Here is a 23325-nt window from a genome sequence, read left to right as displayed (position 1 = left end):
GGGAGACCTTTTTATATTCATCAATACCTATGCTTTCTATATTATATTTATGCTGTCATTAAAATCAAAATTTACTGAAACCGATAGTGAGCTTGCCCGCTTTGCCCGCATTCTCGCGCTTCCGGTAAGGGTTTACATAGTCAGAATGATTATTGAAAACGGCAATTCTATCAGTAAAAAAGAGATTTGCGATGGGCCATTTGAAATGGAGAATCTCCTGAAACATATGGCCGAACTGAAGTTGACGGGCATTATAAAAGCAAGCGGAACGAAAGCCGATACAATTTATAGTATCGATATTGCTTTGTTTAACCAGATGGTATCCCGTTTTTTTTCTTTGTTTGATCACCTAAACAGCATTGCGCAGTTTCCCCATGTTCATTTGGCAAACGGAAATGGCGGGGATGCTATTCATGAAAAAAGCACAGAAAGTACGGATAGCCTCAATTTTGGAGCCTTTATAAAAAAACACCGCTTAGCATTAAAAATCTCGCAGGAAGAACTGAGCCGGAAAACAAAAATTGACCGGGCAGAATTGAGCCGGATAGAATGCGGGAAGAAAAGCCCGGGACCCGAGAAATTAATCTCGTTGTCGAAGGCTCTATATATAGATTTGGACAGCCTGACCAAAGAATACTATAGCTCCAGGATTGTGAATATAGTTGCAGAAAGCGGCTTTAGCGATGTGATACTGAAGAATGTTCTAACGAGGTTGAATTATTTTTTGCCTGCTGTTTAATACAACCCCATATTTACTTTGTTAACAAAAACTTAATATAGTTTATTGTAGCACAGTTGGTTATATATACGTAAAGGCTTAGTATAAATAACCTTAATAAATATGAGATCAAAACTTATCCTGCCATTATTGTTACTAAGTAGCACAGTTTTTTTTAACTCATGCAGTAAGCAAAAGAGTGAAAAAGATGAGGTGAAATTGAACGACAAGAACTTAACCACATGTAGCACCGGTACCGGGTGCAGTTTTCTTTTTACCGAGCAAGCCGATGTGGAAAACTTCAACTCCCTTAAATCGGGTCCCTACCGCGTATTTTGGAGCACGCAGCAAGGTGCCGGAACGACAACTATTTTATACATGAAAGCCCCTATGACCGGTAGCAGCTTCGCACTTACCAAAGCCGATATACTTGCCGGTAAAATCTTGCTCAACCGCTCATGTCCGGCTTGTTATAGGTACGAGATACCATTTAAGCCTGTAGATGGTTATGTAAAGGGGATGAACACCACACCGGGGAAGCGCGCGGATCAAACAAAATGGCTGGTGGAAGCAAAGATATTTTTGCAGGCCGAAGGAAGTCCGGGAGTAAAAGATACCGTATTTGTTAAGCAATATTTTGAGCCCAATTTTATATTTGATTAGTTTTTCCTGTTCCATCATTTAAATATGGGGTTGGGATAAAGCGCAGATGCCACGGGAGGAACTTTATTTGTGGCTATAATGCCGTCAGCGACTACCTGCAAAATCTCAGGTGCTACAAATCGGAAGAGGGTATATTGAAGTCCATTCTTTTCGGTATCGGCTTGAATAAGACCCAATCTGTGTTCAACCCCTGCCGGATGGGTGTAAGGGGGGAATTAACAAGAAAAGCGATTTTTTTAATGCCGAAACTGAAAAAATACTTTTCTTTCTTTCAGCCGCCGGAAAGAAAGAAAAGTAACAAAAGAAAGAGGTTTTGTATTTTGGGGCTTGACTTTGTCAGGTATAGGTGAAGTGATGCAACGTCTGTATAATATCGCGATTTTTTTAAGATATTTTTCAACCAAAACCATTATGAAATGACCGATAAGCTATTTGCAAATTCTACCATTTTAATAGTTTTTTCCGCTTTTAACCGCTCGTTATGTTCAACTACTAAAGTATAATCTATGATATTAGTTATAAAACATTCTTTTCTTACACCATCGATGATTCTTCTGAAGCTGGCCGTCATAGCTGCTAAAGCTTTGTCTTTTTCATTTGCGATTACATAGAATCTTTTAAAAAAAGCCCTGTCTGCTTTAAGGCTAATTGTATCAGGGTTGAAGAGATTTATTATTCTATCAATGGTCGATTTCTTGCGGATAAATACCCTCCCAAAGTTTTTTTTCAATGTTGAAATGGCATATACCTGGTATCTATAACCATTCACAGAGGGGTTATGCCAAGGTGAAACCCGTGCTTTAGTATCTATTTTTGTAAATATTAAATAGCACGCTGTAAGGGGTGTACGTATTAAAAGAGAGCCTGCAATCCGCCTCTTAAATGACCGGTCAAATACTTTTAAACTTTTAATTTCTGAAGGATGGATAAAATGAACTTTAAACCGGTCATTTAAAGCTTCATAAGTGTGCTTAAGTAATTGTACTTCATCATCATCCATTCCAAAGGTGTCAAACAATAAGTATTTCATGTTATTACCGATTTAATGTTTTTGGAACAATGATGGGAAACGCTCCATAGTAATCTGTTTTGACCAGCTATAACGGCAATCGAAAAAATCAATGCTGATTAAGTATCTCTAATTTAATGCCGGGCGCTAAACATCATCTGTTTTAAATTGTACGATTTATAAGATAATAACATGGTGGCCTTTCCAGCCACCATGTTACATGGGTCCCTTTGTTAATTTAATTTATTGGTGTCCCTTCTTTTAGCTCATCGCTGGCATGATTGACAATTTTTTCACCGGCTTTTAAATTCCCAAATACTTCTGTCGAATCATTTCTCGCCAAGCCTTCTTTGATATCTATCAATACCGCTTTTCCGCTTTTAACAGTAACTATATATTCCCGTTCGGTCGACCGCACGATCGCATTATTCGGCACTAGTAAAGATTTAGCCCCTGAAAGCATGGGTATCCTTACCTCAGCATACATACCAGGTTTTAACTGACCATTTTTATTTTGAATGTCAATTTCAATAGCTTCAGAGCGCATACTGCCCAAGGAATTGGCAGAACGGCTAATCTTGGCCATTTGCTCATTCCCGGGCATGGCATTAAAAGTGAATTTAACGGGTTGATTCAAATCAACTTTGTCTACATAATCTTCGGGTATAAAGACCTCCAGGCGCATTTTGCTGATATCCTGTAAAACCAGCATCGGTTGGTCAATACCCTTACCTGGCGCTACCAATGACCCTGGTGATACATTACGTTGAACAATCATGCCATCAAATGGCGCACGAATATTCAGGTAATCCTGTATGTTACGTATCGAAGCCACGTTGGATTGTTCAGAACGCGCCATCGCGTCATCGGCTTTCATTCTGGCCATGGCATTATCCAGGTCAAGCGGCGATACGGAGCCAGGTTCTTTAGCCGCTTCTTTTAACCGTCGATATTTTTCTTTACTGGCCAATGCGTTTTCCTGTGCCTGCAAGTAGCGTGAATTGGCAGCCTGCAATTGGGATTCCATTTCAGGCGCTTCTATGGTAATGAGTAATTCGCCCTTTTTTACGATGGTACCGCGATCAACGTATAGTTTTTTAACAAAGCCATTTATTTTGGGGAAAATATTCACTTCCTCGAATGGCTTTAATTGTCCGGGGAAACGTGCGGTACTTGAAAGTGTTTTTTCGGTTATAGTACCGGTCTCGTACTGATTTTTATTTTTTGTTTCAGTTGTGGTCATGTCTATTGGTTTCCGGTTTCCCGAGCAGGCAGCAAATAAACAAACGCTGCATATTAATATGATGGATCTTAATTTCATGGCTCTAAAGTTTGGGTTTGAAGTTCTTTGGTCTCATTAATTTTTACACCCCGCATTAGTGAAGGGGGTATGTAGCTTGTTTTTTGTTGAATCCAGGCAAATACTTGTGGCAGGATAAATAAGGCTGCGATGGTTGACGCAAATAATCCACCAATAACGGCACGGCCCAGCGGCGCGGTTTGCTCTCCAGCCTCTCCCATGCCTGATGCCATAGGAACCATGCCCGCCATCATTGCTAAGCTGGTCATCAGGATTGGTCGTAACCGGATGGAGGCACTAGTAATCGCGGCGCGAGTAGCGTCTCTATATTCCAGTCTTAATGATTCTGCGTTCGTAACAATCAAAATGGCATTGGCTACTGAAACGCCAGTTGACATGATCATACCCATGTACGATTGCAGATTGAGCGTTGACCCCGTTAACAATAGCGCCGTTAACGATCCTAATATAACCGCTGGAATGGTTGATAATACGGTAAGTGATAGTTTAAATGACTGGTAATTCGCGGCAAGCAGTAAAAATATAACCAGGATAGCGAATAATAAACCATTCTGCAAACTAGTCAGTGTTTCGGTTAAGAGGCTTGACATCCCCTTTACTTCAGCCAGTAAACCTTTCGGTGTTACGCCTAATGATCGGATTGCTTCCTGCACGTCATTGGTTGCTGTGCCCAGATCTTTTTTGTAGATATTGGCGCTTACGGTTAAGAAGCGTCTAGGTCCGGTACGATCGTATTCGCCCGGAACATATTTAATCTTAAAGTCCGCGATATCTCCCAATACCGGCGTATTCCGGCCTTTTACCAATGGAATTTCTTTCAGCTCATCCATGGTGTTCATCACGTATTCGGGTATTTGTACCTGCACCTGGTAGGTGTAGGCCGATTTTTCGTCAAGCCATTGGTTTTTTTCAGTAAAACGGCTTGATGAAGTACTTGCTGTAACGGAGCGGGCAATATCTGTCACATTTAAACCGAATTGAGCGGCTTTAAGACGGTCTAATGTAATGACCACCACAGGAAATCTAAGGGGCTGCGCGATTTGTACATCACGCAGGTAATTGATTTTTTTCAATTTAGCCAACACTTTATTGGCATAACTTTCTATCTGACTCATATCCTTTCCCGCTACCCGTATTTCAATGGGTGTGGCGGCGCCCTGGCTCATGATCTTTTCGGTCATGTCAATGGGTTCAAAAGTTACGCGCAGATCTGGTAAGCGGGATGCAATGTTTTTACGGAGCGCGTCCTTCAATTCATCCATATTCATTTGATACTCCGCATCCAGGTTTACCTGCAAAACAGCTTCGTGTGTGCCGGTATTAAATATATACAGGTTACTGGTACCATAGCTGCTGGGGATTAAACCAACATAGCCTGAACTGATAGCCACATGATGGTCTACTGTACTGTCAATAATTTTTAAAACTTGTTTCAGCTTATCTTCGGTACGTTCCAAACGAGTACCATCTGGTTCTTTTATCCTAATCTGGAACTGGCCATTATTCAGTTTAGGCATCATATCCTTACCGATAAAAACATAACATATTCCAGCCAAAACAAGCGCCAGGACAAGGTAAATAGGGACAATCAGCTTCTTGTTAGGCATCCAGCGCTTTAGAATACGCATAAACTGCATCTTGATACGTTCAAACAAATCATTCTTTTCAGGATGTTGCTGTTCATTATTTAAGTGGCTATCAATCTGGTCCTTCTCGGGTTTATCCAATGCCTCGCCGGCATGTGCATGCACTTCACCGTGTTCATAATGCTGATAAGTTTCGGCTTTGATCAGCCAGTTTGATAAAATAGGCACCAGCGTTTGTGCCAAAATGTAGGACACGATCATCGTAAGACCGATTGACATAGAAAGCGGCAAAAACATAGCTTTGGGTACACCATTCATCATGAACGATGGCGCAAATACCGCCAGGATACAGAGCAGTATCAGTAATAACGGAAAAGAGATCTCCTCGCAGGCATCATAAATGGCTTGGGCCTTAGCTTTGCCCATTTCCAGGTGCTGGTGAATGTTTTCAATGGTCACCGTAGCCTGGTCAACCAGAATACCTATGGCGAGCGCTAAACCACTCAATGTCATGATATTGATGGTTTGCCCAAACAATCCCAGCAATAACACCCCGATCAGTATGGAAACCGGTATCGTGATCACCACGATCAAGCTGCTTCGCCAGTCACGCAGGAAGAGCAGTACCATCAACCCAGTTAGTATAGCGCCCAATCCCCCCTCGGTTATCAGGCTTTTTACCGCGTTGATCACAAATACAGATTGGTCAAATTCATAAGAGATCTTGACATCATCGGGTAACAGGCTTTGCATCTCCGGTATTTTACTTTTGAGTGATTGTACCACGCTCCAGGTACTGGCATCGGCTGTTTTTACTACAGGAATATAAACAGATCGCTTGCCATTTATTAAAGCATAATCAACCGTAACATCACTGGCATCTGCTACCCGGGCTACATCTTTTACAAGGATAGGCACCCCATTTTTGGTAACCACGGGGATGTTACCAAATTCATCAACCTGTTTAACCAGCGTATTGATGGTGGTTACAAACATGGTATTATTCAAACGCAGATTGCCTGATGGGGACATTACATTAAATTTTGCCAGCGCCTCAACTACCTGGTCAGGGGTTAAATTATAACTGCGTAATTTGTTAGGATCAACGCTTACCGTGATGGAGCGTGAGTTTGCTCCGAATGGCGGTGGTGCCGATAAACCGGGAACGGAGGCAAACATCGGCCTGATCCTGGTTGCTGCCAGATCATAGATCTCCTTAAGACTTCTGGATGGAGCGGATAGCACCAACTGGCCAACTGGCAAAGAAGAGGCGTCAAAGCGTACTACCTGTGGGGGTAAGGCTCCTGGCGGAAAAAACTTCATAGCACGGTTAACCTGCAAGGCTACCTGTGCCGAAGCTTCAGCCATATCGGTACTTTCATAAAAGCTCAACTTAAGCATAGTCAAGCCCTGTATATTTTTACTGGTGATATTTTTTACACCATTTACATATAAGAATTGATCCTGCAGGCGGGTAGAGAAAAACCCCTCCATTTGCTGCGGCGACATGCCGCCATATGATTCGATTACATATATGGTAGGCAGATTTAACTGCGGAAAAATATCTATCGGTATTTTTATTGCGCTGAGCACTGCAAATATTAAAAGGCTCATAGTGATCACTACCGTAGTGATGGGCCTTTTTAGCGCGGATATAACCATTGACATAGTTAAATTATTTTAAAAGGTTTAAAACAGAGTTTACCTGGTTCTCGGTAACCGCTTTTTGGAATAACGCGCCCGAGTAAGCGTACTTCGCCTGCGCGTAATCAGTTTCGGCACGATAAAGGATATTGAGTGCAGCATTTAACTCTATAATATCAGTTAGGCCGTTTTTATACAGGGATAGCTTTTGGCGATAGCCATCATTTGCCGCTTTTAGCTGGTTGGGGATTTCCTGCAAACGCTGGCCGGCAGTTTCCAGTTCCACATCGGCCCGGCTGGCGCTGATGGACAATAATTGTTTTTGCTCCTGCAGCTTTTTTGAACTATAGTCAGTAGCGGCCCGCTGGGTGCGCAGTTTAAGCTGTCGTCTGCGCAGGTCAAACAAATTATAGGATATGCCTATGCCTACCAGGTAGTTATTCCGGTCAAACCCAAAACCGCTGGAAAGACTGTTGAAATGATCATTGGCATCAACGCTCGAACCTCGGCCCCAAACGGCTCCCTCCAATAATATTTTAGGATTATAGCTCTTTTTGACCATATCCTCCCGTTGCAGGCTGTTTTGATAAACCGACCTGTAATAGTTAATAAGCGGATGATTGCTGGTATCAGGATTTAAGGATTGTAAAACCGATGGTTGACCAATCAGCTGCATTTCTGCGACGGTATCAGCAATGATAGATTGATAAGGCATGCCGCTTACTGCCGAAAGCTGTAACTGCACCTGTTTTTCCTGGTTAGCCAGCTCAATGTAATTCAACCGGGCCTTTGATAGCTCGGCTTCTGAAATGCTGGTATCAACACCCGCCCTTACCCCGCTTTTTGCTAATGACCGGATTGAACGCAGAATCTCTGCATTGCGCTGAATGTTACGCGCTTGTATGGAAAGCAGATTGTGCAGCTGAAGCAATTTCAGGTAATTGTCGATAGTATAGGCCTGTAACTGGTACCTTGATCTTAAAAATTGATTTTGCTCCACCTCGATATCGGATTTGGCCACTTTGTTTTGAGCTCCATAAGAGCCGAAATTATAAACTTCCCAGTCAAGGGCAGCCACACCTACATTTGCAGATACGGTGGTCGTATTGTTACCGATGCGTACACCCCTCGAATTTGAAGGAATAATTCCGAAGCCAAAATAAGGACCTGCCACATTATTGTTTGTGCCTATGTCGGACTGGTAATTAAGTTTCAGGTTGGGCAGCCAGTTGCTGCGGGTTTCGGCTGCCTGTGCCTGTCGAATATAGATTGCTGCAGAATCGGTAAGCAGCATTGGTGCGTTTTGATTGACCTGGTCAAGCAGGGTCTTTAAACTGACTGGCGGGTTGTTTTTTTGTGCGTAAGTATTCATAGCCATGAACAGAATCATAGCCATGAATGCATTTCTTATTAAACTTTGCATATAAGTTTTCAGGAATGAACTTATACCGGAAAAATCAGCATACAGAATTGAACTTTATAGCCACATGGGTATAAAGGGCAATTCAAGACGTTTAGCGGATTATTACCGGCAAATGATATAGGTTATCTAATTTGAAATAGGTGATCTAAGCATATTGCTTAGCCTTGGCAGGCTCTCCGATCAAATTTTGAAGGTACAGAAAGACAGGTAAGAATATTGGTGATTGCTGATCTGAATTGGAACATCAGTCGATAATTTGTTTTTTTTTTTCCAGCATTGCAGCCCTAAGAAAAGCAATATGAAAAAGCTGGTTACTCCTTTCAATGCATCTATTGCTGGTTTTGTTTGGTTCAGGATGACCTTATGGAGTCGGCGTAGCAAGTTCATAGGTACAGAACTGATCCTCACGTCCTTATTTTTTCTTTTAAAGATGGAATTAAATGCCGAATGATGCTTTCTTACAGAATGGGTTAACCTGGGAAGAAAAAAAACATGTGTTGTCGTAATAAAAAGATAACAGGTTGCCACCATGAAAACATGTAGCCCTTTGAATATGTTTACTTGCAGGTTCAACACTTGATATAAATCAGCTGCAAACATCCAAAAAATAATTAGTTTTTTGTGCAAAATTTTTGTTGCAATTGAAATTGGTCTATTCCATATTGCTCCTAGCTAACTTTCTACCCATGCAATTTTGTTTGGATCTAAGTTGGCTGTCATAGCATACAGTGTTTTTAACGCCCCTTCGGCGAATATGCCGAAAGGGAAATAAATTCATTCTTATTGCTTGCTTTGTTCTCCGTCAGGACTGAACATCCCATTAACATTTCTTTAAACGGTTATATTGGATTAACCTGGGTTGATTGCAGCTAGAATGGATACTTAATAAAGCAATTGAGGTCGAACGTTTGACTTATGAAATAAGCGCTCTTTTCGCTTTCAACCTTTACGCAAAAACAAAGGCACTGTTGCCGAATGCGTGTCCAGCATGACCGTGAAGCGGTCACCGCATTTTGGGCAATAAACGGTATTCCCTATGATGGTCTCCGCGATAGGTTTTGGGACACTTTCTTCATGGTATAAATTTAAAGTGTTTAAAATCGCTGCTTTAGCGTGCACTTCTACCTGCTGATTACATTCAGGGCAGCTAAATATTACAGAATTAGTGGTTTCCATAATAGGTATAAATTATTAATATTTTACATGTATTCTTCTCCGCTCACATACAGCTATTGGAACATGGAAGACAAAAGTTGATTTTTAAAGCTGTTGTTATTACTTAAGTTTTTACGTTACCTTATTCAAATGGTAGCTAATTCGATCATTCAGGTGACTGATATCAAATGGCTTTTCCAGAAATTCGTCACAATTGTAAGTTCCCAGGGACAATAATACGCGGGAGTGTGCCGATGTTAAGATAATCGGAATGTGAAGGGTTTCCTGGTCGCTCTTAATTTGAGCGCACATCTCCCCGCCGTTAATTCCCGGTAGCAGGTAATCAATAATCACCAGATCGGGGTTAAAGGCATCAATAGTAGCCTTTATATTGACAATCTCCGGTAAGATGGTGACCCTATAGCCCGCATACGTCAGAATGTCATTGAACAGCTCCAGTATTTCTTTGTCGTCATCAATTATTAAAATATGATTTTTCATTTAATGTGCTTTTTATGGCCTTATTCCGAAAGCAATGGTTAAAATTGGTCTGCAACTTTAAGTCCCTAATAGATTTAAGATGCCCGGGAGTAAGTAATATAATAAGATCAGGAGAATGACCAGGACTATGAAAAATATAAAGAGCAAGCGGAATAATGAATTCTCAAACCATTTTTCCTTATGGGTATTATAGACTCTTTTTCTTTTTAGCTCGATGATTTTCATATGATGACTTACTTATTCTAAGCGTGATTTACAGTTAATGAACAGTCAGTGCAGCGGAGGTAGAATACGCTGCTGCGCCGGTAGTTCCAGGAATTTTTTATAGCTCTCTTTAATATAAACGTCAAGTTGATCAGGGGAACTTTTAGTCAGAAATGACAGACTTGGTCGGTATTGGCTCATGAAGTTCCGCAGATCCCTGCCTGTCAGGGGGATGCAGGCACTTACTAATTGCGGGTTAAAAATGGAGTCAATTTTCCTTTGTTTTTCTTCATTATCGAAGTAATGTTTCAGGCGCCTGGCGTTCTTCGCATCCCTGCCGAACAGACGGGAGGGGGATAAGGCAAACTGGCTTTTTTCATAAACTTCGGGATACTCCTGCCGGGGATTAAAGGGCGTACCGGTGGAATTTGCGCTAATTTTGACTTCGTTTAACTGCCGCACGGAAGATATCAGCTTAATTTTTTGGGGATGCAAATCTACCAGGTATATCGTATCAGGTTGATAACCCGTTAACGTAAATATCAGGAGGTCATTCACAGATGCGGCTATTTTAAAGTTGCCGGATTTGTCTGCAATGGACAATTGCTTTCGGTTACTTCTGATGAAAACATTTGAAAGCGGGAGCTGGGTACCTGCATCATATATGGTACCCTTCAAAAAGGTCTGTGCGCTTGAATCGCGCCATCCTATAACGGCCAGGATACAGCCTAAAATAAGTCTTAATTTCATAAGGAAAGTTTAAAAATAACACGACTTAGCGTATGCAAGAGTTAACTTAACGCCATTGGATAAACAGATAAGATGTCCCCGAACAAGGAATAAAGCGAAGTATTGGAAACAGAAATCCTAAAGGGAGGAAAGATAATCAAATCCGGAGCACGCGCATGGACGCGAAAGGCATCTGTCTGCTAAACAATGCCGCTTTTGAAAAGTTGAGCTGTTTTATATTTGCCCTCGATATTAGAAATTCCGGGAAAACTGAGATCGAAACAGCATTAAAGCTTTTCTTTACAATGTCAAAGGTCTTATTGCTTTCTGTCAGAACAGATTTAAAGATCCGGTGAAAAGGCGTGTTCGTACCGGCGGGATCATTGCTTGCATTAAAAAGTATAGAATTTGATCCTTTTACGAATGGCTGGTATGAAGTATTATAATGTGGCAGATGTAATATATAGGTCAGCGCAAAGAACAGATAGGTCACTAAAAGTAACGATACCGTGCTCTTATGAACTATTGAAACCTCTTTTTTCACCTGTAATGAATTATTAAACAATTATACAAAAGCTTTCTGGAATTTTTCAAATAACAATGATTATGAACGGTTTTGGTTTTTGAATATTTGCGTAAAATACTTTCTGCGCACAAATATTCATAAAATCTTCATTTTTGGATGAAAACTTTGTTCGACGTTTGTAGTTAATTCATGTCAGCAAAAAAATTAAAGCAAATCAGACATTCCGGCATCTATCTGATGACCCTGATCTATCTGATGATTGCTTGTACCTATATTTTTTTTATGCCGAATCGGGCAACTGAACCTAGCTCGAAATGCCGTATTTACAGTAACTCCATTTTTAAAAGAAGAAGAGAAACCCCGGGGGAAAGTTCAAATGCTTTATTTCACCGGATTGATAGGGTGACACCGGCGGAAAATAAAAAGAATAATTTCATACTGGCCATAACGTTATTTGTTAGTCTGGTAACCCTCTTTTTTAGCCTGAAAGGTTGGAAGATCAAAATAAAATTAAGGGACGAGGCGCTTTATTTCTTAAATTCTCAATACACTTATCTCTCCATTTGCTCTTTTAGGATCTGATCATCGAAATTTTTACGTGGCCTCGTGCCTTTAAAATTTTATGGTTAAATCAAAAAATAGTCAATGAGAAAATTATGCTTATTGCTGACGCTTATTCCAGTGTTGGCGATGGCACAATCTAACCCGCCGCAGAAATTTACGCTGCAGTCAGCTTTGGATTATGCCAAAATAAATTATCCTTTCATTAAAGCAAAGCAGGCTCAAAAGAGCAAAGCCGAATATGAACTAAAATCAAGCAAAGCTGATTATCTGCCCAACCTTTCGGTACAGGATCAGTACTTATATTCAACCAATAATAGCGTCACCGGTTCCTTCTTTCCGAATGACGGACTGGGAATACCGGTTTCTGGCGGGATTCGTGCTGTCAACGATTATCAGGGTGTATGGGATAGCTTCTCTACCTTATTTGTCAACTGGAATATTTTCAATTTTGGCCGGGTTAAGGCCCAGGTGAAAAATGCCAGGCAGAAAGTTGACCAGGCTGAGCTGGACCTGGAGAATGAAGTCTTCAAGCATCAGGTCACTGTTGCTGATTCCTATCTGTTATATATCATCAGTGAGAAGCTAACCGCTCTGCAACAGAAGAACCTGGACCGGGCAAAAGTGGTTCACGATGCGGTTATAGCTGCAGTCAGTTCAGGCCTGCGTCCCGGCGCGGATTCCTCGTTCGTGGAAGCAGAGCTTTCGAAAGCCAAATTACTTCTGTTACAAAGTAAAGAAACGGAATCAGAGCAAAAGAGCCGCTTAGCCTCTTTACTTGGGCTCAATAATGAAAATTTCGAAGTTGATACCGCTTCCTACAACCAGGTGGTACCAAAGCAACTTCAAAATCCTGAAGTATCGATTGATACGCATCCGCAGATCAAGCTTTATCAAAGCAATTTATTGATTGATAAATCCAGGGGACAAATTATCAGACGTTCCGTGTTGCCTTCCGTTTCATTTTTGGGTGGCGGATGGGCCCGGGGGTCAGGCATTGACAATGCTACCAATGCCGCTTCCACCTCTTTTAGCAAGGGTGTCGGTTACCAGGTATATAATTATATGGTGGGCGTGAGCATGAAATGGAGCATCACCGGATTATTAAAAGGAGGCAGGGACTACAAGGCCAATGAGCAACAGTATTTTTCAGACAAATATTTGCTGGATGATCAGAAATTAAAGCTGAATGAATCATTACGAACTGCGAGGATGAAAGAAGAACTGGCGCTTGAACAGGCTAAACAGGCACCTGTACAATTGAACTCGGCGGTAGAAGCTTATCAAGAGGCTTATGCCCGTTATCAATCAGGGCTTTCTACATTACCCGAATACTACCAGGCATTTTATCTGCTTAACCGTGCCGAAATAGATCAGTCTTATGCTAACAATAAAGTATGGCGGGCCCTGCTGCTAAATGCGGCATCAACAGGGGACCTAAATATTTTCACTTCACAACTTAACAATCAATAGCAATGAATAATATAATCAGGTCAGCACTTCGCAATCCTATTGCCGTTGTTGTAGGAATGTTGGCGATTGTTTTCTTTTCCTGGATATCTCTTACCAAGATCCCGGTAGATATTTTTCCGGCACTGGACTTGCCCACGATATATGTGGCTGAACCTTATGGAGGTTTAGCGCCCGACCAACTGGATGGTTTCGTAGCGGCACAGTATCAGAACAACTTTTTATATGTGTCAGGTATCAAGAATATTGAATTAAAAAGTATACAGGGTTTAACGCTAATAAAGCTTTCCTTCTATCCGGGAACCAATATGGCCCAGGCATCTTCCGAGGTGGCCAATCAGGTCAACCGCGCAAGAGCTTTGATGCCGGCCGGAACCCTGCCGCCCCAGGTGGTTAGGTTTGACGCATCCTCGGTGCCTATTGGTGAACTGGTATTTCAGAGCCAGACGAAAACACTTAACGAGGTGCAGGATGCTGCCGCTTCACGTATCAGGCCAATGTTTTCAACCATTCAGGGAGTTTCATCGCCTCCTCCTTTTGGCGGGAATCAAAGGACCATCGTTGTTAAAGTAAATCCGGATCAGCTCAGGAGCCATAACCTGACGCCCGAAGAGGTCGTTCGGGCGATTGCTGCTAATAACCAGCCGTCAGCAGCCGGAAATATCCGGGTTGGCAGGTTTGCCTATATGACCCCGGTTAACTCGCTGATCAAAAATCCGCAGGAATTTCTTGATATCCCGGTGAAAACTGGCAGCGGGCCTGCCGTGTATATCCGCGACATCGCATCTGTTGAAGATGCGGCCGACGTTACTGTAGGTTACGCGGAAGTTAACGGTAAGAGAGCAGTTTACATTCCGGTAATCAAAAAGTCGGATGCTTCCACATTGGATGTTGTAAATAATATCAAGGCGGCTATGCCAAGGCTTCAGGCAGCAATCCCCCAGGATATTCATATTTCTTACGAGTTTGACCAATCGGTATATGTGGTGCAGGCCATCAGGAACCTGGCAACAGAAGGAGGACTGGGGGCCTTGCTCACGGGCTTGATGGTATTGCTTTTCCTGAGAGACTGGCGTAGTGTAATTATCGTAGTATTGACGATCCCGCTGTCGATTTTATCTGCCATTATTTTGCTCAATATGGTGGGACAAACCATTAATATCATGACGCTGAGCGGACTGGCTCTCGCTATTGGTGTATTGGTCGACCAGGCTACGGTAACCATAGAGAATATCCACCAGCACCTTGAAATGGGTAAACCTAAATCAGTCGCGATCTGGGAAGCCTGTAAGGAAATTGTATTTCCTGAATTCCTGATCCTGCTTTGTATCATCGCTGTTTTCGCACCGGCTTTTATCATGGAAGGCATCCCTAAATCCATGTTTTTGCCGCTGTCATTATCTGTAGGGTTCGCGATGATCGCTTCCTTCCTGCTGGCTCAGACTTTTGTGCCGGTACTGGCTAACTGGATGCTTAAGTCACATGTACATGGGCATGAGCACGCAACCTTAGCTCTTGGCGACAGGGAAACTGAAAAGGTGATGGATGAGGACAGCGAGCTGCATGACGAAGAAGCTAGGTTAAAAGCGCATGACAAGAGTAAAAAAATCAGTGGGTTTGACAAATTTAAGATCAGGTATAATCACTTGTTAGTCAAATTACAGCAAAGACAGAAGGTGCTGGTAACCGGTTATTTATTGGTAGCAGTCCTGATCATCATCGCTTGTTTCCATTTTATCGGAACCGATATTCTTCCTAAAACAAATTCGGCCCAATTCCAGGTCAGGCTACGCGAGCCGGACGGTACGCGCATAGAACGCACAGAGGACGATTTGCTGGGTGCGATCGCACAGATCAAAAAGCTGGTGGGTTCTGAAAATATTGAAATCACATCTGCCTATGTTGGTGGCATGCCCTCGAGTTACGCGATCAGTTCGATATTTACATTTACCAGTGGCCCCCATGAGGCGGTACTGCAGGTAGCGCTTGATGAAAACGCGAAAATACAGTTGGATCCACTTAAAGAAAAGATCAGGAGTGTCCTGGCAAAGGTACAGCCCCAGTTAAAAATTTCTTTTGAGCCCATTGAGCTTACTGAAAAGATCATGAGCCAGGGCTCTACAACCCCTATTGAAATTTCTATCGGTGCTAAGGATGTGAACCAGGCTTACAGCTTTTCTCAAAATATCATCCGGGAGTTAAAGAAAATCTCATTCCTTCGCGATATCCAGATCGCCCAACCACTTAAATATCCTGCCTTTAATATTCATATCAACAGGGAGCTGGCAGGGCAATTGGGCCTTACATCCACCGATGTGACCAAATCCATGATCACCGCCACCTCTTCAAGCCGTTTTACAGATAAAAACCTTTGGCTCGATCCCAAATCAGGTTTAGGATACCAGGTACAGGTGCAGATACCCGAAAACCAGATGACCAAAGAAAATGACCTGGAAGACATACCGCTTAAGGCCGGCCAATCAAGGCCTGCATTGACGGATGTGGCCAATATCAGCCAGACATTTATTCCCGGGGAAATAGATCGTGAGGGATCTAACCGTCTGGTGACCATTACTGCTAATATCTATGGTAAAGATTTGGGAACAGCGGGAACCATGGTTGACCAGGCTATTGCGAATGCAGGGGCTCCTCCCCGTGGCGTTACGGTTAAAACGAAAGGCCAGGTAACCTTATTGAAGGAAACACTGAGCAGTTTGCAAAGCGGTTTGGTGCTGGCTATCGTGGTCATATTTTTAATGCTTACCGCGAATTTCAAATCTTTTAAATTATCGCTGGCTATCTTATCTACCGTACCGGCCGTAATCGTCGGATCGCTGCTCATGTTGCTGCTGTGTGGGGCTACGCTTAACCTTCAGTCGTATATGGGGATGATCATGTCCGTTGGGGTGTCCGTAGCGAACGCGATTTTGATGATCACGAACGCGGAAAATGTCCGTCTTGTCGCCAGGGATTCTAATAAGGCCGCGTTGATGGCTGCTAACAGCCGTATCCGCCCGATCTTAATGACAAGTCTTGCCATGATCGCGGGGATGATTCCGATGGCTTCCAGCGGCGAACAGGTTGCTCCGCTCGGTCAGGCTGTGATCGGTGGGCTTATTATGTCAACTTTAGCGTCCCTGTTATTGCTTCCGAATGTGTTCGGCTGGATACAGAAAAAGACCAGCCTGGATTCAGTTTCATTAGATCCGGAAGACGAAAACAGTAAATTTTATCACCAGTCACACCAAGTTACCCATAATTAAAAAACGCCATGAAATTCTCAAATATTAAATATTGTTTTGTTGCCCTTGCGCTGATCAGCATGACGGCATGCCATACTAAAGAGGTAAAAGTTGCCAATCATGAAAGTGATGTCGTTAAAGTGGAAACGGCCGGTATACAATTGCTGAAACCGGAAAAAGATATTGTTTTGCCCGGAGAACTGTTACCTTACTATGACGCGCAGATTTATGCCAAAGCCAAAGGATTCATTCTGAAACTTTATGTCGACCGGGGTACACATGTACAAGCGGGACAAACATTGGCTGTTCTGGATGCTCCTGAACTGAAAGCCGATGCCGATGAAGCGGCAGCTAAATTAGCGAACAACCGCTCACAGTATCTCGCGAGCAGGCTGACTTACCAAAGGTTAAAACAGGCCAGTCAAACTAAAGGAGCCATTTCGTTAAATGAACTGAGCCTTGCGGAAGCAAAAATGAAGGCTGACAGTGCACAGGTGGCCGCAGCCCAGTCCTTGCTGCAAAATAAAAACAAATTGCTCGATTACCTGACCATTAAAGCGCCGTTTTCAGGTACAGTAACAGACAGGAATGTCTCTATCGGAGATTTGGTCGGCCCGGATGAAGCCTCAAAAACGCACCCCCTGTTCATTATTGAGGAAACCGGTAAACTCCGGCTAACCATTGCCATCCCAGAAATTTATTCTTCGGCCCTTGATCAGAATGCCAAAGTCAGCTTTGGTGTTTCGTCACTTCCCGGTGAGATATTCAACGCAAAATTGTCCAGGATCTCGGAAAGTATTCAGACAGACACCAGGACAATGATGAGTGAGTTTGATGTTGCTAACGATAATAGAAGATTAAAAGCCGGGTTGTTTGTTGATGTTACCTTGCCAATTCAGCGAAATGGGAAAACAATGTTTGTGCCTACCTCTTCGCTGGTAAGTTCAACGGAAAAACAGTTTGTCATTACCCCCTTGAACGGAAAGGCGCACTGGGTTCCTGTAAAAAAAGGGATCACATTGGATTCTCTTGTAGAGGTTTTCGGAGAAATACATCCTGATGATAAAGTGGTAATTAATGCAAGTGATGAATTGCGGGAAGGCACTGCAATAAACTAAATGCTGACAAGCTAAGCGGACAACTGTCCGCTTAGCTTGTTTATCAATTGAAACCTTTGATTCCAATCTCACTGTTCTGATCGATTAAAACTAACGTCCTGGAACATATCAGCTTACAATAGAATAAACTTTCGGCTTTAATCCTTAGCCAATTCGATATCTTATCTAAACTTAAACATTGATATCCCATCAGGTTATCGTCTATCGCTGCGCCGGTTTATTATATGCCCCTGACATTTAGCTGACCATTTTCATCTCTTTGGTTTAAACGCTCCCCCTGTAACAATGGATAAAGCTTATTAGACAGTGCGGCTTTTTTATTATTCAAGATGAAACCTTTATGAGAAATTTAACAAGCAAAGACAGCATTTTTGGTAATGATGAAATAAAGCTATTTAAAGAAACAATCCAGTTACTTGGCGAAAAATTCAAAATCCAGCCTGTATGGAGCTCCAAAATTAAAGGGATGGAAATATTTGCCCCGGATTTAATAGATAACATCGTTGGGATATTACTAATGAATGCGAACGTGCGGGGTTTTTACCTGGTTTTTGTGAAGATATATGGGAGGAGGATGGGCTGGAGTGATCCTTCTGTCAGCTACAAGGACTACCACGCTATTGCTTTGGCAACCATGGAAAAAGATTTCGGCCGGGTTTTGATCAGGAAAAAGTCCATGGTTGATAAGGTTACCAATCTGATTCTTCCGGTTGAACTCAAGTTTAAAGATGATAAAACTTTCAATAAACGGTTTTATGTAGTCGTCAATGATAAGGACAAAGCCTATTCCTGTATGACTCCTGGTTTCCGAAATATAGTCAGGGACTTTAACAAGGACAATTATATTATTAATATCGTTAACCGCACTTTAGTTATCGAATCCCTGGAGAATATCAACCCTCAGCAAATTGTAAAGCTGGCTGAATTTGCTGATAAGTTATCATTGTTATAATATTGTTGTTTTTGCTATATAATAAGAGTTAGTATTAGGGGTGGACATCCGTTTTTTAAATAAAAGCAGAATTGCTACATTTGTATATGTTAGGTTATGCTTCAAAACAGTTAAATACTTTGCTACTCCTGGTGGTGTATTTGTTTGTGGTCATAACGCATATCTTTTTTGTCCCCCGACATGCCCATATTTCCGCTAAAACTAAAAGCGGTTACAATTCTATTTTTAAGCGAAAAATCGACGATGGGTTTGCCACTAAACTTGCGCTTCTCAAAAGAACAGATAAAACTGTCTTAAACGATAAAAAGAATGCTAACAGCCTGATCTTATTTTATGCAGGTGCGTTTTTAATGCTGTTCCTTGGAAATCTTCGTTTTTCTAAAGCTCCTGTCCTCAGTTGGTTTAACTTCCTCTATTTTCCAGCATACAGGCCATTTATTTCTTCCCTGCGTATCTGATCATTAAAGGTCCGCCCAACCGGCTGATATCTTTTCATTTCGAACATTCGATCATTTTTAAGATTCTTTTTTAACAGCATCATTATGCAATTATTATTGTCAAAAAATCTGCGTCGCTTAAGCAGGTTATATACCCGAACAATCGCCAGGGAATTGCCGGTGTTCCAGTCGGAATACTTTATTGAAATTCTAATGTTCCTTGCCTCCAGAACTAGCCCGGCCACCCAAAAGGAGCTTGCAGATTACCTTCAGGTAGACAAATCCCGAATGGTGATTATGGTAGATGAACTGACCAGGCAAGAATATGTGTTCACCGAAATAAATCCCCGAGACAGGAGGGAGCATTTTGTTTTTTTAACAGAACATGGGAATTTGCTGGTTCCGATCATTAGAAGCGCGATTGATAAAGTTGATACGGTTCTTTATAAGGAATTGAACAAGGAGCTGCTTGATTGCTTTCATGCCATATTGGTAAAAATGGAACAAAATCTAAATCAAACTTCATCCTGATATGTATCCAACCTTTTCTGACCTGCTGCACGACCTGTTTGGATGGGATATCCTGCTTCCGATTCAAACCTTTGGATTATTTGTTGCCATTTCTTTTTTGACAGCCTCCTTTATTTTACGGAAAGAATTAAGAAGAAAGGAACTGGCTGGCCTGCTAAGCCCTCGTAAAGAAATGGTCCGGATTGGTAATTCGTTTAGTTTCATCAGCATCGCGGTTAATTTTGCTGCCGGTAGTACTATAGGATTATTACTGATGGCTTTAGCAGATATTTGCTTCAACAAGACCAATTGGGTCAATACCTTTAAAAGCCTGGGAATGCTGCTTTATTTTGTTTTAAAACAGCATTGGATCCTTTTAGTGGTATCGGGTTTGGCTTTTTTAGTGATACGATATATCATTCAAACAAGAAATAACCCCGAAAAGCCGATAATTCAGGAAAAACAGATATGGCCGCATGAACACGTAGATGCCATTCTTGGCATCGCAGCTATCGGCGGCTTGATAGGTGCGAAGTTTTTCGATGCTCTCGAAAACTGGAGCAGCTATATGGCTCATCCCGAAAGTTTTATTGCTTTCAGCGGCCTGACTTTTTATGGGGGCCTAATCGTCGCGGCCCTCGGTATATTTATATATGCGACCAAAAAAGGAATTGGCCGGTGGCACCTTGCCGACAGTGCGGCACCTGCCTTAATGATCGGTTATGGTATCGGGCGGATCGGCTGTCATATGGCCGGCGACGGCGATTGGGGAATTGAAAACCCATATCCTAAACCATTTCATGGCTTGCCTGACTGGCTCTGGAGTTATACCTATCCGCATAATGTCAGCGATCAGGGCATTCCTATTCCGGGGTGTGGTGGACCGCACTGCTTTGAATTATCGCATGGCGTATATCCCACCTCTTTATATGAATTCGCAGCCTGTACATTATTGTTTGCCATTTTGTGGCTTATCCGGAAAAGATTAAAGGCTGCCGGCATGTTATTTGGCGTATACCTTTGTCTGAATGGAGCGGAGCGTTTTTTAGTAGAATTGATCCGGGTAAATAACAGATACCAATGGGGATTTTTTCGGCCTACACAGGCAGAGTTGATATCCGTTGCTTTATTGCTTACCGGGACCGTGCTAATCACCTTAAGGTCGAAACTCCGTCAATCCACAAGGGAGACTGAGCTCAAATTGGTTTATAAAAAACAACATAAAACAGACCCTTGAAAAGGTCTGACATTTTAGCCCATTAGATCGGTAGGTATAGTGAGTGCATATTTTTTAATCAGGGATAAACGATAGAATCGTCTTATCGATCAAACAATCAGGTTATATTGTATATTAAGCATAAAGTGGTTTACAGATAGGGTTTTATAAATAATAATTCCAATGGTTCCCTTAAAAAAAGGAAAAAATATATTACAGATTTTATCAAAATGGGATGCTGTTCGGAACCCGGATGAGCTATCGAGGCATGCTGTTAAATATATTTTTCCATTTGCGTGTTTGGGCATATTGGTCACTTTACTGATCTGGTATGACGCGACCTCCATTGACTTCACTTCTGGACTGTTTTTTTTAGCCTTATGCGGTTGGGTCTTGTCTCTTATACTTTTTTTTCAATGCTTTTTATTGAACAAGGAAAGAATAAAATTAGGATCTGCTAATAAAATGGCAGATAGTGCTTCCGATAAGGATGAAAAAGCCATGGGGCTTTTTATGTCTGCTCCGGGTTCCGTTTTAATTAGAAGAGGACCTGAACTCAGCTTAACATTCATTAATGATACGGCGCTGTATCAGACCGGGCTTACGAGGGCCGATATCATCGGAAAAAATATAGACGATACGCTGAAAAAGATGAACTCTTCTTTTGACCCTGCGTTATTCAGAAACGTCTACAAAACAGGTAACCCCTTTTCAGCCCGGGCATTTCATATCAGGCACGACTTGCAGGGGAAAGGCGAAATCGCAGACACCTGGTATGATTTGGTCATAGAACCTATTTTCGATCTGGAAGGCAGGGTTGATGGTGTGGCTACTTTCTCGCATGACGTCACCGAACTGATAAAAGCCAATAACGAATTATTAAGAAAACAAAACCGGTTCGCACTCATAGCAGATGCTATTCCTCACAAAATATGGACATCAGGTCCGGATGGGAAAGCAACTTATTATAATAAAGGCTGGTATGACTATACAGGCGCAAGCGAATTAGAACAACTCAGGCAACTCATCTGGGGAGCTCTTCATCCCGATGACCTGAAACCGGCAATGGATACCTGGGAAAAGGCCCTCAAAAACGGAGAAGACGTTGAAATAGAACAAAGGTTTAAAAGATTCGACGGAGCTTATTTATGGCATTTAACCAGAGTCTGTGCTTGTAAGGATGAAACAGGAAGTGTTACCATGTGGGTTGGTTCGAGCACGAATATCCATGAACAAAAGTGTGCAGAAGAGGCGCTTCGGGAGAGCGAGGCGCAGTTTAAAGCCCTGACCAATTCCAACTCCTTGCTGATCTGGCAAACCGATGAGCATGGCACAACTACTTTCGTAAATGATACCTGGCGGGCATACACAGGAGTTGAAAAAGATGCTATCGACAAAAATGAATGGCTGAATAATATTCACCCGGATGATCGTATCCATGCGTTGCAGCAGTTCAATGATGCTTTTAACGCCCGCTTGCTGATCCATTCCAAATACAGGTTTCTCGATGTACGTACAGGCCAGTACCGGTGGATGTTGGATAATGCACATCCCGTTTTTAATCCTGAATTTGGAGGTTACATCGGTAGCATGACTGATATCCAGGAGCAGGAAATGGCGCAGTTAGCCACCAATTTACTGATGGAGAAAAAGGATGAGTTCCTGAGTATAGCCAGTCATGAATTGAAAACACCGATCACCAGCATGAAGGCATCCCTCCAAATTCTTTATAAACAAGGTTATATGGAAAATATGCACTGGGAGAAGGCACTTCCGATGATCACATTGGCTAATAGACAAGTTAACAAACTTACCCATATTGTGGATGATTTGCTGGAGGTAACCGGAATTCAGGCCGGGAACATACAGCTAAATAAAACGAGCTACGTCTTCATTGATTCCTTAAAAGAATGCATCCAGCAAATAGAGCAACAGGTGCCTGACTACGATATAGTGGTAGACAATGGAACCGATGCGGTAATTACGGCTGACCGGGTTAGGATAGAACAGGTCCTTGGTAAACTGCTTTCCAATGCGGTTAAATATTCTCCGAATAAGCCCAAGATCATTGTGCGCGTGATTGCCGATAAAAAGTTTTTGAAGTGCTCTGTAACAGATTTCGGGATCGGTATTCCCGATGATCAACAACCTTTTATTTTTGATCGTTTCTTTCGTGTACATGGGTCATCACAGAACTTCGCGGGTCTTGGATTAGGATTATTCATTGCCGCTGAGGTGATCAAGCAGCATAATGGCTATATCGGGTTTAACAGCAAGGAAAATGAAGGGTCCACATTTTGGTTTAGTTTACCACTATCGACTAAATGAGTATTTGAAATT

17 protein-coding genes are annotated in these 23325 nt (G+C 42.2%); 10 read left to right on the top strand and 7 right to left on the bottom strand.

The genetic code is table 11. The features are described 5' to 3' along the window. The first annotated feature begins 49 nt into the window (after positions 1 to 49). Both DIU38_RS24460 and DIU38_RS24455 read left to right on the top strand, forming a co-directional pair. Complete coding sequence (locus DIU38_RS24460) at positions 50 to 739, top strand: helix-turn-helix domain-containing protein (protein ID WP_112653437.1); 690 nt, start codon at positions 50 to 52, stop codon at positions 737 to 739. Positions 740 to 841: 102 nt separating this feature from the next. Next, positions 842 to 1381, top strand: a complete 540-nt coding sequence (locus tag DIU38_RS24455) for a hypothetical protein (RefSeq protein ID WP_112653436.1) — start codon at positions 842 to 844, stop codon at positions 1379 to 1381. Between the two features lie 409 nt (positions 1382 to 1790). On the opposite strand, the gene DIU38_RS24450 is transcribed toward DIU38_RS24455, so the two are convergent. The 7 genes from DIU38_RS24450 to DIU38_RS24420 all read right to left on the bottom strand — a co-directional run bounded on the left by DIU38_RS24450 (position 1791) and on the right by DIU38_RS24420 (position 10974). After that, on the bottom strand, positions 1791 to 2411 hold the full coding sequence (locus DIU38_RS24450) for a hypothetical protein (protein WP_112653435.1): 621 nt from the start codon (positions 2409 to 2411) through the stop codon (positions 1791 to 1793). A gap of 217 nt (positions 2412 to 2628) precedes the next feature. Continuing rightward, entirely contained in the window at positions 2629 to 3711 is a 1083-nt protein-coding gene (locus DIU38_RS24445) for an efflux RND transporter periplasmic adaptor subunit (protein ID WP_112653434.1), read from the bottom strand. Then, on the bottom strand, positions 3708 to 6965 hold the full coding sequence (locus DIU38_RS24440; RefSeq protein ID WP_112653433.1) for an efflux RND transporter permease subunit: 3258 nt from the start codon (positions 6963 to 6965) through the stop codon (positions 3708 to 3710). The genes DIU38_RS24445 and DIU38_RS24440 overlap by 4 nt, the downstream gene beginning before the upstream one ends. Before the next feature lie 7 nt (positions 6966 to 6972). Then, entirely contained in the window at positions 6973 to 8337 is a 1365-nt protein-coding gene (locus DIU38_RS24435; RefSeq protein ID WP_243770672.1) for a TolC family protein, read from the bottom strand. A gap of 966 nt (positions 8338 to 9303) precedes the next feature. Continuing rightward, positions 9304 to 9540, bottom strand: a complete 237-nt coding sequence (locus DIU38_RS24430) for a hypothetical protein (protein WP_112653430.1) — start codon at positions 9538 to 9540, stop codon at positions 9304 to 9306. Between the two features lie 111 nt (positions 9541 to 9651). Further along, positions 9652 to 10020 (bottom strand): response regulator, encoded by a 369-nt coding sequence (locus tag DIU38_RS24425; RefSeq protein ID WP_112653429.1) that lies wholly within the window; start codon positions 10018 to 10020, stop codon positions 9652 to 9654. Positions 10021 to 10290: 270 nt separating this feature from the next. Beyond that, a complete protein-coding gene (locus DIU38_RS24420; protein ID WP_112653428.1) occupies positions 10291 to 10974 on the bottom strand; it encodes a hypothetical protein in 684 nt (227 codons plus the stop codon). Positions 10975 to 12124: 1150 nt separating this feature from the next. Here DIU38_RS24420 and DIU38_RS24415 point away from each other — a divergent pair. The 8 genes from DIU38_RS24415 to DIU38_RS24380 all read left to right on the top strand — a co-directional run bounded on the left by DIU38_RS24415 (position 12125) and on the right by DIU38_RS24380 (position 23313). Next, a complete protein-coding gene (locus DIU38_RS24415) occupies positions 12125 to 13513 on the top strand; it encodes a TolC family protein (RefSeq protein WP_112653425.1) in 1389 nt (462 codons plus the stop codon). Positions 13514 to 13515: 2 nt separating this feature from the next. Beyond that, on the top strand, positions 13516 to 16773 hold the full coding sequence (locus DIU38_RS24410; RefSeq protein ID WP_112653424.1) for an efflux RND transporter permease subunit: 3258 nt from the start codon (positions 13516 to 13518) through the stop codon (positions 16771 to 16773). Positions 16774 to 16781: 8 nt separating this feature from the next. Beyond that, positions 16782 to 17870 carry an efflux RND transporter periplasmic adaptor subunit gene (locus DIU38_RS24405; RefSeq protein WP_112653423.1) on the top strand — a complete coding sequence of 363 codons (1089 nt, stop codon included), beginning with the start codon at positions 16782 to 16784 and terminating at the stop codon, positions 17868 to 17870. A 340-nt stretch (positions 17871 to 18210) separates the two neighbouring features. Further along, the gene (locus DIU38_RS24400; RefSeq protein WP_112653422.1) at positions 18211 to 18822 is read left to right on the top strand and encodes a hypothetical protein; all 612 of its coding nucleotides are present in this window, start codon (positions 18211 to 18213) and stop codon (positions 18820 to 18822) included. Positions 18823 to 18908: 86 nt separating this feature from the next. Continuing rightward, complete coding sequence (locus DIU38_RS24395; protein WP_112653421.1) at positions 18909 to 19280, top strand: hypothetical protein; 372 nt, start codon at positions 18909 to 18911, stop codon at positions 19278 to 19280. Between the two features lie 84 nt (positions 19281 to 19364). Next, complete coding sequence (locus DIU38_RS24390) at positions 19365 to 19790, top strand: MarR family winged helix-turn-helix transcriptional regulator (RefSeq protein WP_112653420.1); 426 nt, start codon at positions 19365 to 19367, stop codon at positions 19788 to 19790. Between the two features lies 1 nt (position 19791). Beyond that, complete coding sequence (locus DIU38_RS24385; RefSeq protein ID WP_112653419.1) at positions 19792 to 21006, top strand: prolipoprotein diacylglyceryl transferase; 1215 nt, start codon at positions 19792 to 19794, stop codon at positions 21004 to 21006. Positions 21007 to 21450: 444 nt separating this feature from the next. After that, complete coding sequence (locus DIU38_RS24380; RefSeq protein ID WP_167516270.1) at positions 21451 to 23313, top strand: PAS domain-containing sensor histidine kinase; 1863 nt, start codon at positions 21451 to 21453, stop codon at positions 23311 to 23313. The last annotated feature ends 12 nt before the right edge of the window (positions 23314 to 23325 follow it).

Origin of the sequence: Mucilaginibacter metallidurans, from assembly GCF_003286435.2 — a bacterium.
In the GTDB taxonomy this organism is placed as follows: Bacteria; Bacteroidota; Bacteroidia; order Sphingobacteriales; family Sphingobacteriaceae; genus Mucilaginibacter; species Mucilaginibacter gossypii.
The sequence above is the reverse complement of the archived record's forward strand: the minus strand, read 5'-3'. Positions and strand labels throughout refer to the sequence as shown.